Consider the following 11,675-nt stretch of genomic DNA (forward strand, 5'->3'; position numbering starts at 1 on the left):
CTCCTAAATTTGGTGCATGGCGGTAAAGATGTCTTCGTGTTGGACGCGAATTTTTAAGCCCATCTTTTCCCCCAAGGCGTCAAAGCCTGTCAAGACTTCGTCAAAATCCACCCTACATTGACTTAGGTCCACCAACATAATCATGGTAAAATAATCGTCCATAAGGGTTTGGTTGATATCGATGATGTTTAAATGATAGTCTGCCAATAGGCCTGTTGCCGCATGGACAATTCCAATTTGATCTTTTCCTACCACTGTAATGACTGCCTTCATACTTCCTCCTTCTTTTATCCTTGAAATTTATGTATAAAAAAAGCTTCGGAAAACCGAAGCTTTGCATCCTATCTCTTGGAAAATTGGGGCGCTTTTCTTGCCTTTTTTAAACCGTATTTCTTACGTTCCTTCATACGAGGGTCACGAGTTAAGAAGCCGGCTTTTTTAAGGGCAGGACGAAGTTCTCCATCCATTTCCACTAAAGCGCGAGATAAACCTTGACGAATCGCTCCAGCTTGGCCTGTGAATCCACCACCAACAACTTTAACAATTACATCAAGACTTCCTTCTAAATCAGTTACTTCCAATGGAGCCTTTGCAACCATCTTTAGCGTTTCTAAATCTAGATATTCATCAATGTCTTTTTTATTAATCGTAAACTTTCCAGAGCCTTGAGTTATGCGAACTTGAGCAATGGAAGTTTTGCGACGACCTGTTCCTCTATATTGTTCTGCCATGAGCTACTCCTCCCTTAAAATTCATAAGTTTCAGGTGTTTGAGCTTCATGCATATGCTCACTTCCTGCATAAACTTTTAACTTACGAAGCATTCGACGACCAAGACTGTTTTTAGGCATCATCCCTTTTACAGCGTATTGTACAATACGTTCAGGATGTTTTTCTAAAATTTCTTTATAGGATACTTCACGACGTCCTCCTGGATATCCAGTATGGTAAACGTGTTGTTTTTGTTCCCATTTCTTTCCAGTTAAGCGAATTTTATCGGCATTGATAACAATCACATAATCACCAGTGTCCACATTTGGTGTATAGATTGGTTTTTTCTTTCCTCTTAGGATACTTGCTACTTCAGATGCGAGACGGCCAAGTACTTTGTCTTCAGCATCGATTACGTACCACTTACGTTCAACTTCTTTTTCTTTTGCAAGATAGCTTTTCATGTTGGCCTCCTTCAATTTTAGTGTTATAAATATTTCCGGGGCTTTAAAACACTAACAGATATTTTAAACAATATTCTTGTAAATGTCAAGGCTTCCCAAGAAAATTTATTTCCTGATTAAAGAAATTTTCTCCGGATATATATAGTCTAAGGAGAAAGGAGAGCCTATGAATTATTCCTATGAAGATTTTATCCCCCAATGCCCTGGAGGACCCATTCTTGACTACAAACTTTTCCACCAAACCCGTCCCCTCCAGCTCAGTCCTGAAATGACTGAAGCCATCGAATACCTCCTTTGGTATGTCCCAAATATCAATAGCCTCCAGTCTAAAACAAACCCCTACATAGAAAAGGCTGTTTTTGACGACTATATCTTTGAGCAAATGCTAAAACAAATGAAGATGGGACCCAGGGATGTCTATATTGGCCAGAAGATTCCTGAGGAAATGGTGGCCTACTACAAGGGCAAAATCAACCCCTCCTGTCAGAAAATGCTCCTGACCCAAGGAGATAATGAAACCAAAACTGCCGCCATGCTCCGGCACATCCGCAATGCCATCGCCCACGGAATTTTTAATGTCATTGGGGATGTCTTAATTTGTTTTGACTTTTCCACCATGAATGCCGCCAGTAGTAACAACTCCTGTACGGCCATTATCAAGATCCGTCCTGCCGGTCTTTTAAAGGCCCTGGAACAGATGGAAAAAGAATATGCCCATGCTCAAATCGCCGCCATGAGTTTCAAAAAGGCTGGCTACAAGGTCACCTTCCATGAAAAAACGGCCTTTGACTTTACCGCTCAAAAGGGCAAGCGGGTTTATTCTGTTGAATTAAAGACCCTGCCTGATGGAGTTACTCTGACAGAAAATGCCAGAAATCGGATTATCCACCGGCTCGAGGGAGCTCCCAACAAGGTCTTACTTACGGATAAGGGCAATCTCAGTCCAGAAGACCGGGCCATTTTAAAGAAGGAACATATCCAAATCATGTCCCCCCAAGTCATGGAGCAACTCTTTATGGGCCATGACGTCTTGGCATAAAAAAGCTTGTTCGCATCTCTACGAACAAGCTTTTTCTTACTTTCGAGTGGATAGACGGTAGGAAAAGACATTGGCCCGGATGTAGGAATTTTCTTCCAGGGTCCTGTAAAGAGGCAGGCTCACCAGGCTACAAATCACGAGTTCTGATAAAAATACAGAAAGGGTTGTGGGAATAAAGACAGCCATGCCTTCCAGGTAGGCCACTTCTAGGCCGATAATAAAGGAGAAAAAGGCTGGCATCGTGCTGGCTAAAATCCGGTTGTTGATCTTACTCATGGCGTAGAGGGAAACCAAGGTGTGGAGGGTTCCCACTACAATGTCTATGACCCCAAAGGGGCTGGCCAGGTTGGCAATGGCACATCCCAAGACCACTCCGGGCATATAGAGGGGATTGTACCAAATTAAAAGGTTCAGGACTTCTGAAACCCGAAACTGGATAATCCCATAGCTAACGCTGGCAAATATATAGGTTAGGGCCATGTAGGCCGCTGCGATAATGGCATTTTTTATAATGATGTCTGTTGTATTATTTTTCATCTTCTGAGTCCTCCCGGTCTTTAATGTATCCTTGTTCATGGGCTAGTCTAGATGCAGTGGCTGCTGCCAAGGCGGCCACTAGGTCGTCTGTAAAGGTAGTAACTTCCCTGCCCTTTCTTTCATCGAGTTCTTTGATGATGCCAATTTTTTTCTTGTCCAAGTAGCCAAAATTGGTCAGGCCAATGGACCCGTAAACATTGACAATGGATAGGGGCAGGATTTCATCAATCCCATAAAGTCCCTCATCGTTGGCAATAATGCTTTGGAGGGGCTCTTTAAACAGGTTCTTTTCGGCCATTTCGTCAATGGATAGGCCGGTTAAAACGGCATGGATAATCTCCCTCTTGTGCATGACCTTGCTTAAGTGGCTGAGACATTTTTCCATGGTTAGGTCTTCTTGGTAGTCTTTTTGTAAAAGGTAGGTGATTTCTGCAATAGCTTCTAATTCAACGCCTTTTTCCTTGAGTCTTTCTACTGTTAATTGGTAGAGTTCTTCCATATCGTAATTATACATTGGTAAGCTCCTTTGCTTTAGGCTTGTGCCTCTTGGGTCCGGGGGTTGCTTTTCTTTCTTCTTTTTCTGTGGATCCAATAGAGTCCCTGGGAAATGGAAAATAAAACCGGTCCAAAGAAAATGCCCACGATAGCAGTCACCAGGTCCATGGGAATCCGACACATCTTAAGAATGGTTAAATAGGGCATGGTAACCAGGGTGTAGGGTAGGTTTCGCAGGCTTTGGGCCGGCTCCATGGCAAAATTTTGCCCCTCCAGGCCGGAATAGGCCAGGACCAGGCAGGCCCCTCCCAAAAGGACCAGGGCCAGACTGGAGGTGAAAATATCCACCAGGCCCCGGGTCCACAAGAGACGGCCCAAGACTTGGTACAGGGCCAGGACCAAAAGGCCAATTAAAATTTTTCCGGCAAAGGTCCCAAAGAGGAAGCGAAGAAAAATTTCATTGTCCTTGGTAAACCAGATGAGAAGAAAAAATAAAAGGCTCAATATCCCCTGGTAGATCAGGCTAAAAACATTATTCTTAATCATTCTGCCTCCTCAGTGCTTTGTCTGTGGTAGGTCAAGAAGGGGTCCATTCCATCTGTATAACGGATTTGGCCATCCTTCATAACCCAGTAGGCTTCTACCCCGTCCAGACTGTCCACAAACTTCCGCCCTTCTTCATAGGGCATTAAAAAGACCGTCGTGGACAAAAAGTCGGCGTAGCCAGAATCCTTGGTAACAATGGTTACGGCCCGGAAGTAGTCCCCCGGCATCAGGGTCTTGGGATCAATTAAATGGTGGTATCTCTTTCCATTGACAATGTAATAGCGTTGGTAGTCTCCGGAAGTAACCACTGAGGCGTCGTTGATTTTAATGGTGTCCAGGACATTGGACCCCTGGGTGTCTTCCGATAAGACATCGGGGTTTTGGATGCCAATGACAAAGGTCTTCCGATCTTTTTCTAGAGGCTGTCCCACTAGGCGGACATTGCCGCCGGCGCTAATAAGGGCACTGTCCATCTTTAATTCTTTTTGAAGGTACTGTCCCATTTTTTCTGTTGCATAGCCCTTGGCTACCGCTCCCAGGTCCAGGGCCATTTTGGGGTCCTTCAAATAAACCGTCTTTTTCTCTTTATCTAAGACAACATTATCAATATCGGTATGCTTGGCCGCTTCTTTTAATTGGTCCATAGGGGGAAGTTTGGCTTGGCTGTGTTCCTTGTGGGGGTCTTGGTCTTGGAAGTCCGCTCCTGCTTCGAAGCCTTCCCGGTAGTCGCTCCAAATCTTTAAGACAGACCCCATGGCAATGTTGACTTCCTTGGACTTAGTATGGTAGCGGTCAATGGATTCTTCAATGAGGTTAAAGAGGTCGTCATCTACCTTTACAGGATTCTTTCCCGCCTGGTCGTTAACGGTTTTTAAATTATCCATACCGGGATAATTGTGGTAGCCATCATAGAGCTTGTGGTAGTATAAGAACTTGTCATGAATTTTTTCAGAAAGCTCCTGGGCCTCTTCCTGGCTCTTGGCCGGAATATTCAGGCTGGTTACTGTGTCAAACAAGTCGTAATATTGGGCTGTATACATATCTTTTTTTGTCGGCTGACAGGCCACAAGACAGGCCAAGCAGGCTGCTAAAAGGATGATTTTTTTCATACTAGTCCTCCTTATAAATCCGATAGGTCTTAATGCTGGATAGACGGTGGCGCATCCAAGCCAACCAGCGTTTCAAAGACCGGTCCTTCTTATACCATTCCGTAAAGCTATAGCCCTTTTTCAAGGTTTCCAGGGCCAGGGGTCTTAGGGAATCTGGTACGTATTTTTTCAAAACATAGGGGTCTACATAGAGCCAGAGGCCAGAGTCTTTGTGGTAGTGACAGGCCTCCTCCTTGTGCCCCAAAAGGTCCTCAATTAAATAAGTGATAAAATTACAGCCCCCGGCCGTCATACAATAGGAAGACCGGCCCTGGCGGATGTTGATTTCAAAAACCTTGTAGATCCCATCTCTGGGGTCTTTTTTCAGGTCAAAATTGGCAAAGCCCCGGTAGTCAATAGCCTCCAAAAAGTCCTTGTAGACCGGGTAGACTTCTTGCCCGTCCATGGTAACCAGGGCATGGTAGTTGCCGATTTCTGCCGGCAAGACCGCGTCCAAAAGACATTGGGCAAAACACATCATGGTTACCCGACCCTTGGTGTTAACATAGGCATTTAAAACCGCCATCTGGCTGGAATCTCCAGGAATAAAGTCCTGGGCAATCATCTGGCCTTGGTAGCCGGCCCGGTAGATTTTTTCCAAGGTTTCCATAAGGTCTTTTTCATTGTTAATCTTATAAGCCTTGTACTTGCCTTCAAACTTTAAGGCCAAATAGGCAATGCTATCATTGGCCTTTAAGGCAATGGGATAGGTCAAGGGGTTGTCAAAACCCTCTTCCACCATGGCCCGGTCAATTACCAGGGTCTTGGGATAGGGCAGGCCATAGGTCTCGCACATCTTATAAAAATCCAACTTGTTTTCCAGAGCCTCTTGCTTGTCGGCATCAATGATGTTGAAGAGAAAGTCCTTGGCCAAAACATCCTTGTGCTTGGTCAACAACTTAGTATAGCCGTCACCACAGGAAATCAAAATCTTATCAATTTTTCGGTACTTTTCCGCCAATTGCCGCAGGGTGGCCAGAAAAATTTCATCCTTGTCCATTTTGGGATGGACAATTTGCCGGACAATTTTTGAATGGGCCGTATAGGACAAGTGGGCCTTACCAATACACAAACTCTTTATTCCATAAGCCTCATGGATGGACCTAGCCACACCATAAGCGTTATTATCTGTTCCTAATAATATGGGTAAAAATTCCATTTCTACCTCCCTTTCATACTTTTCCATTATAGCATAAGAGGGAAATTGAGGGAATAAAAAGCCAAGACTCTTTGGAATCTTGGCTTTTTTCTTTAAAAACTGGATATTTAATTTAAAATCGTGTATAATATACTATTGATTCCTATCGATAGAATAAATATTATATGGAGGTTATAACCTATGGAAAAAATTACATTAAATGTAACAAAACGCGACAAGGTTGGCAAAAACAATGTCGATAAATTACGTTTAGAAAAAACCATCCCCGGTATTCTCTATACCAAGGGAGAAGAATCAGTAGCTATTCAAGCCGTTGAAAAAGACCTGCAAAAAGTTGTTGCTGAAGCAGGAACATCTACTTTAGTAGACCTAAATGTTGATGGTGAAAACAAGAAAATTCTCTTCAAAGAAGTTCAAATGCATCCCTTTAAGAACCACATTCTTCACTTCGATGCCTATGCTGTAAACATGAAGGAAAAATTACGTCTTTCCATCCCGGTTGTCCTATTAAACCGTGATGAAATTCACGCTCAACCCTCTGTTTTATTACAACACTTAGACGAAGTTGAAGTTGAATGTCTTCCCGGATCCCTTCCCTCAGCAGCTGAAGTGGATGTACAAAACATGGAAATTGGCTCTGCCTTCTATGTAAAAGACTTGGACGTTGCCAATGAAGAAGGAATCGACGTTATCACAGACCTTGAAGAAGCCGTATGTACCCTTCAAGAACCTCGTGAAGAAGTTCTTCCTGAAGAAGGCGAAGAAGAAGCAGCTGATGCAGCTGACGTTCCAACAGTTGATGAAACTGAAGAAGATGCCGAATAAGCAAGAAATCCTCTTGCAAAAGGAGTATGTAGCTAGCTACATACTCCTTTTTTTGTCTTAAATTTAATTTTCTCCCTCTTCTGACAAGGCCTGGATTTGTCGGTCCAGCTCCTCTATAAGCTCCAAGAGCTTGGCCCGAAAGTCCCTAACTTGCCAGATGGAATCTTTGATTTGCCCTTGGACCCTAAAATCTGTAAAGATATTGTCCATCCAAAGGTCCCAAAAATTATCCTGCCAACTATCGGCCACCTGGCCCGGAAGGTCTATTTGGACATCTTGCAATTCTCTTCTTAAGGAATCCACTGCCTTGGTCATTTCTTGAAGGGCCAGGTTAGCCTTTTTAATCCTCCCTCTTTTGATGTAGCTGGATAAAAATCCTCCAGCTAAAATATCAAAAATCCCCCAGGAAGAAGCCGACTCTAAGGCCTCCAGGGCCTGGTCTAAACAAACAAGAGCTTCTTGCCCTGCCATCCTTGCCTCTTTCAATTCTTTTAAACGAGTCATTCTATCTTATCTCCTTTCTCTCCTATCCTTGATAAAGATAAAGAATAAGACCAAGCCAAAGAAGGGCAAAAAGGCCACTATAGACCAACAGGTCCTTCTTGACCCTCCTGGCCAACCGGGTCAAAGTCTCTTTATTTTTACTCATCTTTTCAGCTTGGTAGAGAATATAGCTTGCCAGACCTAAAAAGAGAAAAGACCAGGTAAAGAGAAGGCCCTTTTGCTTACAAAAAGCCAAAACAATGGCCAGGAGGTAAAACCCCGCCGCTCCCGGTCTCATTCATTGTAAATAAGCCCTTAAGACTTCCTTGTCTCCTTTTTTTGTCATCCCTTCCCCTCCTTTTCTTACTGCTATTATAATACAAGAATTTAACCGGAAGCAAGCCACTTTAGGCCCCCTAATCCATCTAGCCTTTTTAACATAGCAAAAGAAAGGAACTTCATTTATAATGATCTTAGGAGGTCGTTTTATATGAAGAAGATTTTATTTGCTTTTTTTCTGGTCTTGTTGGCCAGCGGGGCCTTTTTGGCCTATCATTTTGTCCTTGTCCTGGATTCCAAAGATTTCCAAGCTAAAAGCTATGAAGACATAAAGGCAGAGGCTGAAAAGGGCCTAGAAAAGATGCCCCTTGAGGACTTGTACATCCTGGCAAATACAGAAGACCGGGAAGACTACTACAAGGCCCTCTACAATGCCTATAAACAGGAAGATCCCGACCTGGGCCTGCAATACTTGTACAATGAATTTGTTTTAAAAAACAATCAAAAAGTTTACCCCCTCTTAAAAGAAGAAGCCAAGTCAGATGTTCGCTTTAATGCAGAAGAAACAGGCTATCTAGGAGCTCTTAAAAACTATAACAAATATCCTGAAGAGGAAAGCTTTAAAGACGACCCTTATAACTTTGAACATCTATTTGTTCCCAAATTTTATGATTCCAAGTCCACAGACGAGTTCGTTTATGACTTAAGGGCTAAAAACTATGACCTAGTAGGAAACCTGACTCCGGCAGGAGACTGGCCCTATCTTATCGGCCGCTATATCGATAAAAGCGGAAGCTATGAATTGAATCTCAATGCAAGTTCTGGTTTTCAAGATGGTGAAGATAAGCTCTATTTTAAAAACTTTGACGGAAAAACAGTTCTTGCCTTTTCACTAACAGACTATGCCTATCCCGGCCCCTTCGAGGATACTTATCCAGCCATTTGTCAATTTTACATCTATAAAGATTATGTCCTAGAAATATGCCTAGCATCTGAAAGTGATGACCCAGGCCAATTTAAACATTGGGGAATCGGCACAATCAACCTGGATCAAAACCAGGGATATATCACCTACTATAAAGATTTCAAGGAAATATCCAAAGAAGAATTTGAAAACAATGTTGTCCCAGTGGATAAGCTGGTGAATTTATCCAAGAAAGAGTCCAAGTCTTGGACCAAAATCTCCACCAACCCCCATATAGGATACAACTGGCCTGATGAACAAGTGACTGCATTAAAGAAACTGAGATATACCATCTTTAACAATCTTTTACTCTACACCTACAATATCTCTTTAAGCCAAGATGTAAATATTCCCTACCTCAGGCCCTATTTAAAGCATCTTTATACCCTGGCCCATTGCCCTAATCTTAATAAGGTTGAAGATGACCCAAGCAAGGAAGCCTTTACAGCCTATATCTGTGACTTAGATGGAGATGGATACCCTGAAGTGATTATGAACTATATGCTGAACATTATGAATGTTGAGAACAGGCAACACCATGTTAAGGTCATTTCTTACGATCCTGAAAAAAAATCAACCTACTCCCTAGCTGATTTTATCTATGCAAATGGTGATGGTGGCTTGGAAGAATTTCAAGCTGGAGGAATCTATCGTAAGGATGGAAAAAACTACCTGTTGATCTTAAGATCTGATGGCCATAACCAAGGCTTTGCTTATTGTATTGGCCTGTATGAAAAAGAAGGCAGCCAATTAAACTATGTCGATTCAAGCTATAAAGTTGTCGAATATGATCCTGACTACATCAAGGCTACTGCAAGCTATCCCAACAAAGCTTCAAATTACCTCCCAAGCCTCTATCGATACGGAAAAGATCCTGAAAATAATCTTTTTTTAAACATTCCATTAGCGGCTGAAAACTCCAAGGAAAAATACGACAACCTCTATAACCAGGTCTTTACAGACCAAGCCAAGGAAGACCTTGAATACAATGGCGAATTTCCAAAAGCCCTATATAAGAGATATGAAGGACTCCATGCCACTGCCCTCCATGACCCCCAAGAAATAAAAGATATCCTTCTGGCCAACAAACTCTTACAAGTCCCCATCCCCAAACGCCTTGTCATTGGGAACCAATACTATCCTATATCGGCAATTTTAAAAGCAGAAGGCAAAGAATATATCGATGTCCGGGCCTTAAAGACCCTGGATAATATTAACCTAAGCCAATACAAAACTTTTGAAAAGAACAAGCAAAAATACATCTCCCTAGATGATTTAAAGCAAGCAAATCTAGTAGAGCAAGAATACAGCGATTATTTAATTCTAAAGAAATAAGTCACTTTCGAATCCTCCCTGGAGTCTCCCAAACCCGTAAACAATCTAAATAAACTAAAGCCTTTATCGTCTTCATAAAAACCCTGCAAGAAAATCTTGCAGGGTTTCTTTTCGAGTGAAAATCCAATAAACCATTCCCCTTGCCTTCTGGAGAGTGGATTGCCAGCTTGAAAGAAGGATTCAAAATAAATATATGTAACCTGTCTTGGCCTTTATAGGATAGCCCCCACAATCCCTTATGTATATCCCTACAAAGAAAACAAAGACCTATTTCTACCGTGGAAGATATTTAAATTTGTGTACTACCTGTAGTCTACTTGTGGTCTACCTGTAGTCTACTTGTAGCCTACCACAAAAAATTATGGCAATTTTACAGGCCTTTAGCTTAAAATTAAAGATAACAAAAAGCCCTACAATCTAGTGATTGCAGGGTTTTCCTTGGCGTACCATAGAGGATTCGAACCCCTGGCCTTTTGGTCCGTAGCCAAACGCTCTATCCAGCTGAGCTAATGGTACAAAATATGGAGCGGAAGACGAGATTCGAACTCGCGACCCTCGCCTTGGCAAGGCGATGCTCTACCACTGAGCCACTTCCGCATAAATAGGATACTATAAGATTATACCATTGTATTCGATTTTCGTAAAGAGTTTTTTAAGTAAAACTGAAAAATAGTGAAGGTTTAAAAAATGTGGCGACCTGGATCGGGTTCGAACCGACGACCTCCAGCGTGACAGGCTGGCATTCTAACCAACTGAACTACCAGGCCGCATAAATTATATTCTTTGGGGACCAACTTCATGACCTAACCCGATGAGAGCAAAGCTCGAAGCGTTGGTAGGTCAGATGCAATCAAATTCCCAAGAGAAATCTTTGATTTCGATTGGCTGAATTTGTCTGCAGAACTACCAGGCCGCATAAATTAAAAAATTATGGTGGAGGAGAGTGGATTCGAACCACTGAAAGCTGAGCTAACGGATTTACAGTCCGTCCCCTTTGGCCAACTCGGGAACTCCTCCAAGTTTGGAGCTGGTGGGAGGACTTGAACCCCTAACCTACTGATTACAAGTCAGTTGCTCTACCAATTGAGCTACACCAGCTTATGTTATTGTTTGCTTGTCTCAGACAAACCGTAGGTTAGATGGTAGAAGATCTTAAAGACTACTTCCATCCAGTATTATTTGGTGGGCGCAATAGGGCTCGAACCTATGACCCCCTGCTTGTAAGGCAGATGCTCTCCCAGCTGAGCTATGCGCCCAAATAATTATGGTGACCCCATCGGGATTCGAACCCGAGATACCGCCGTGAAAGGGCGATGTCTTAACCGCTTGACCATGGGGCCTTTTATGGTAGCGGGAGAAGGATTTGAACCTTCGACCTTCGGGTTATGAGCCCGACGAGCTACCAGACTGCTCCATCCCGCGTCACACTGGTGCCGAGGACCGGAATCGAACCGGTACGGTGTTTAACCACCGCAGGATTTTAAGTCCTGTGCGTCTGCCTGTTCCGCCACCCCGGCTTGTGGCTCTCAGGGTGGGACTCGAACCCACAACCTACCGGTTAACAGCCGGTTGCTCCACCATTGAGCTACCTAAGATTATGTGGCACTTGGCAAACTTCTTATGCCACTTCTTCATGCCTTGCGGCTTGTCCGGCAATATCCTACTTTCCCAGGTCGTTGCCAACCAAGTAT

At 43.1% G+C, this 11,675-nt stretch carries 13 protein-coding genes and 10 tRNA genes; 3 read left to right on the forward strand and 20 right to left on the reverse strand.

Features of this window, described 5'->3' with window-relative positions:
* Positions 1-3: 3 nt before the first annotated feature.
* The 3 genes from BQ7400_RS05320 to rplM form a co-directional block, all read right to left on the reverse strand.
* On the reverse strand, positions 4-273 hold the full coding sequence (locus BQ7400_RS05320; protein ID WP_034440559.1) for an ACT domain-containing protein: 270 nt from the start codon (positions 271-273) through the stop codon (positions 4-6).
* Between the two features lie 68 nt (positions 274-341).
* Positions 342-731: a 30S ribosomal protein S9 gene (rpsI, locus tag BQ7400_RS05325; protein ID WP_034440558.1), complete on the reverse strand. Its 390-nt coding sequence runs from the start codon at positions 729-731 to the stop codon at positions 342-344.
* Positions 732-745: 14 nt separating this feature from the next.
* Entirely contained in the window at positions 746-1,174 is a 429-nt protein-coding gene (rplM, locus tag BQ7400_RS05330; protein WP_034440557.1) for a 50S ribosomal protein L13, read from the reverse strand.
* A 166-nt stretch (positions 1,175-1,340) separates the two neighbouring features.
* On the opposite strand from rplM, the gene BQ7400_RS05335 reads away from it, so the two are divergent.
* The gene (locus BQ7400_RS05335; protein WP_072469714.1) at positions 1,341-2,213 is read left to right on the forward strand and encodes a hypothetical protein; all 873 of its coding nucleotides are present in this window, start codon (positions 1,341-1,343) and stop codon (positions 2,211-2,213) included.
* Positions 2,214-2,249: 36 nt separating this feature from the next.
* On the opposite strand, the gene BQ7400_RS05340 is transcribed toward BQ7400_RS05335, so the two are convergent.
* The 5 genes from BQ7400_RS05340 to BQ7400_RS05360 are packed head-to-tail and all read right to left on the reverse strand — an operon-like array spanning position 2,250 to position 6,098.
* Positions 2,250-2,750, reverse strand: coding sequence for a QueT transporter family protein (locus tag BQ7400_RS05340; protein ID WP_034440553.1), 501 nt, complete (start codon positions 2,748-2,750; stop codon positions 2,250-2,252).
* On the reverse strand, positions 2,740-3,264 hold the full coding sequence (locus tag BQ7400_RS05345) for a phosphatidylglycerophosphatase A family protein (protein ID WP_072469715.1): 525 nt from the start codon (positions 3,262-3,264) through the stop codon (positions 2,740-2,742). The genes BQ7400_RS05340 and BQ7400_RS05345 overlap by 11 nt, the downstream gene beginning before the upstream one ends.
* A gap of 17 nt (positions 3,265-3,281) precedes the next feature.
* Positions 3,282-3,791: a hypothetical protein gene (locus BQ7400_RS05350; protein ID WP_034440551.1), complete on the reverse strand. Its 510-nt coding sequence runs from the start codon at positions 3,789-3,791 to the stop codon at positions 3,282-3,284.
* The gene (locus BQ7400_RS05355; RefSeq protein WP_072469716.1) at positions 3,788-4,900 is read right to left on the reverse strand and encodes an FAD:protein FMN transferase; all 1,113 of its coding nucleotides are present in this window, start codon (positions 4,898-4,900) and stop codon (positions 3,788-3,790) included. The genes BQ7400_RS05350 and BQ7400_RS05355 overlap by 4 nt, the downstream gene beginning before the upstream one ends.
* Position 4,901: 1 nt before the next feature.
* Positions 4,902-6,098 (reverse strand): carboxylate--amine ligase, encoded by a 1,197-nt coding sequence (locus BQ7400_RS05360; RefSeq protein WP_094230613.1) that lies wholly within the window; start codon positions 6,096-6,098, stop codon positions 4,902-4,904.
* 180 nt (positions 6,099-6,278) lie between these two features.
* Here BQ7400_RS05360 and BQ7400_RS05365 point away from each other — a divergent pair, with 180 nt between their 5' ends.
* The gene (locus tag BQ7400_RS05365; RefSeq protein WP_072469718.1) at positions 6,279-6,923 is read left to right on the forward strand and encodes a 50S ribosomal protein L25; all 645 of its coding nucleotides are present in this window, start codon (positions 6,279-6,281) and stop codon (positions 6,921-6,923) included.
* Positions 6,924-6,986: 63 nt separating this feature from the next.
* Here the strand turns inward: BQ7400_RS05365 and BQ7400_RS05370 are convergent, their stop codons facing one another.
* Positions 6,987-7,427 carry a hypothetical protein gene (locus tag BQ7400_RS05370; protein ID WP_034440547.1) on the reverse strand — a complete coding sequence of 147 codons (441 nt, stop codon included), beginning with the start codon at positions 7,425-7,427 and terminating at the stop codon, positions 6,987-6,989.
* Positions 7,428-7,449: 22 nt separating this feature from the next.
* Positions 7,450-7,704 carry an MLKL N-termimal domain-containing protein gene (locus tag BQ7400_RS05375; RefSeq protein WP_072469719.1) on the reverse strand — a complete coding sequence of 85 codons (255 nt, stop codon included), beginning with the start codon at positions 7,702-7,704 and terminating at the stop codon, positions 7,450-7,452.
* 192 nt (positions 7,705-7,896) lie between these two features.
* Here BQ7400_RS05375 and BQ7400_RS05380 point away from each other — a divergent pair, with 192 nt between their 5' ends.
* Complete coding sequence (locus BQ7400_RS05380; RefSeq protein ID WP_072469720.1) at positions 7,897-9,984, forward strand: hypothetical protein; 2,088 nt, start codon at positions 7,897-7,899, stop codon at positions 9,982-9,984.
* A gap of 439 nt (positions 9,985-10,423) precedes the next feature.
* Here BQ7400_RS05380 and BQ7400_RS05385 read toward each other — a convergent pair.
* The 10 genes from BQ7400_RS05385 to BQ7400_RS05430 all read right to left on the reverse strand — a co-directional run bounded on the left by BQ7400_RS05385 (position 10,424) and on the right by BQ7400_RS05430 (position 11,579).
* Positions 10,424-10,500, reverse strand: a tRNA-Arg gene (locus BQ7400_RS05385).
* A 6-nt stretch (positions 10,501-10,506) separates the two neighbouring features.
* A tRNA-Gly gene (locus BQ7400_RS05390) sits at positions 10,507-10,581 on the reverse strand.
* Positions 10,582-10,674: 93 nt separating this feature from the next.
* Positions 10,675-10,751, reverse strand: a tRNA-Asp gene (locus BQ7400_RS05395).
* A gap of 164 nt (positions 10,752-10,915) precedes the next feature.
* Positions 10,916-11,001, reverse strand: a tRNA-Tyr gene (locus BQ7400_RS05400).
* 5 nt (positions 11,002-11,006) lie between these two features.
* A tRNA-Thr gene (locus BQ7400_RS05405) sits at positions 11,007-11,082 on the reverse strand.
* Between the two features lie 82 nt (positions 11,083-11,164).
* Positions 11,165-11,240, reverse strand: a tRNA-Val gene (locus BQ7400_RS05410).
* 9 nt (positions 11,241-11,249) lie between these two features.
* A tRNA-Glu gene (locus BQ7400_RS05415) sits at positions 11,250-11,324 on the reverse strand.
* A 5-nt stretch (positions 11,325-11,329) separates the two neighbouring features.
* A tRNA-Met gene (locus tag BQ7400_RS05420) sits at positions 11,330-11,406 on the reverse strand.
* A 6-nt stretch (positions 11,407-11,412) separates the two neighbouring features.
* Positions 11,413-11,501: transfer RNA gene (locus BQ7400_RS05425), tRNA-Leu, on the reverse strand.
* 3 nt (positions 11,502-11,504) lie between these two features.
* A tRNA-Asn gene (locus BQ7400_RS05430) sits at positions 11,505-11,579 on the reverse strand.
* Positions 11,580-11,675: the final 96 nt, after the last annotated feature.

This window comes from Urinicoccus massiliensis (genome assembly GCF_900120405.1).
GTDB lineage: Bacteria > Bacillota > Clostridia > Tissierellales > Peptoniphilaceae > Urinicoccus > Urinicoccus massiliensis.

Excerpts from the sequence above, each read along its gene's own strand:
- BQ7400_RS05320 (WP_034440559.1), bottom strand. The coding sequence starts at position 273 with ATGAAGGCAGTCATTACAGTGGTAGGAAAAGATCAAATTGGAATTGTC.
- rpsI (WP_034440558.1), bottom strand. The coding sequence starts at position 731 with ATGGCAGAACAATATAGAGGAACAGGTCGTCGCAAAACTTCCATTGCT.
- rplM (WP_034440557.1), bottom strand. The coding sequence starts at position 1,174 with ATGAAAAGCTATCTTGCAAAAGAAAAAGAAGTTGAACGTAAGTGGTAC.
- BQ7400_RS05335 (WP_072469714.1), top strand. The coding sequence starts at position 1,341 with ATGAATTATTCCTATGAAGATTTTATCCCCCAATGCCCTGGAGGACCC.
- BQ7400_RS05340 (WP_034440553.1), bottom strand. The coding sequence starts at position 2,750 with ATGAAAAATAATACAACAGACATCATTATAAAAAATGCCATTATCGCA.
- BQ7400_RS05345 (WP_072469715.1), bottom strand. The coding sequence starts at position 3,264 with ATGTATAATTACGATATGGAAGAACTCTACCAATTAACAGTAGAAAGA.
- BQ7400_RS05350 (WP_034440551.1), bottom strand. The coding sequence starts at position 3,791 with ATGATTAAGAATAATGTTTTTAGCCTGATCTACCAGGGGATATTGAGC.
- BQ7400_RS05355 (WP_072469716.1), bottom strand. The coding sequence starts at position 4,900 with ATGAAAAAAATCATCCTTTTAGCAGCCTGCTTGGCCTGTCTTGTGGCC.
- BQ7400_RS05360 (WP_094230613.1), bottom strand. The coding sequence starts at position 6,098 with ATGGAATTTTTACCCATATTATTAGGAACAGATAATAACGCTTATGGT.
- BQ7400_RS05365 (WP_072469718.1), top strand. The coding sequence starts at position 6,279 with ATGGAAAAAATTACATTAAATGTAACAAAACGCGACAAGGTTGGCAAA.
- BQ7400_RS05370 (WP_034440547.1), bottom strand. The coding sequence starts at position 7,427 with ATGACTCGTTTAAAAGAATTGAAAGAGGCAAGGATGGCAGGGCAAGAA.
- BQ7400_RS05375 (WP_072469719.1), bottom strand. The coding sequence starts at position 7,704 with ATGAGACCGGGAGCGGCGGGGTTTTACCTCCTGGCCATTGTTTTGGCT.
- BQ7400_RS05380 (WP_072469720.1), top strand. The coding sequence starts at position 7,897 with ATGAAGAAGATTTTATTTGCTTTTTTTCTGGTCTTGTTGGCCAGCGGG.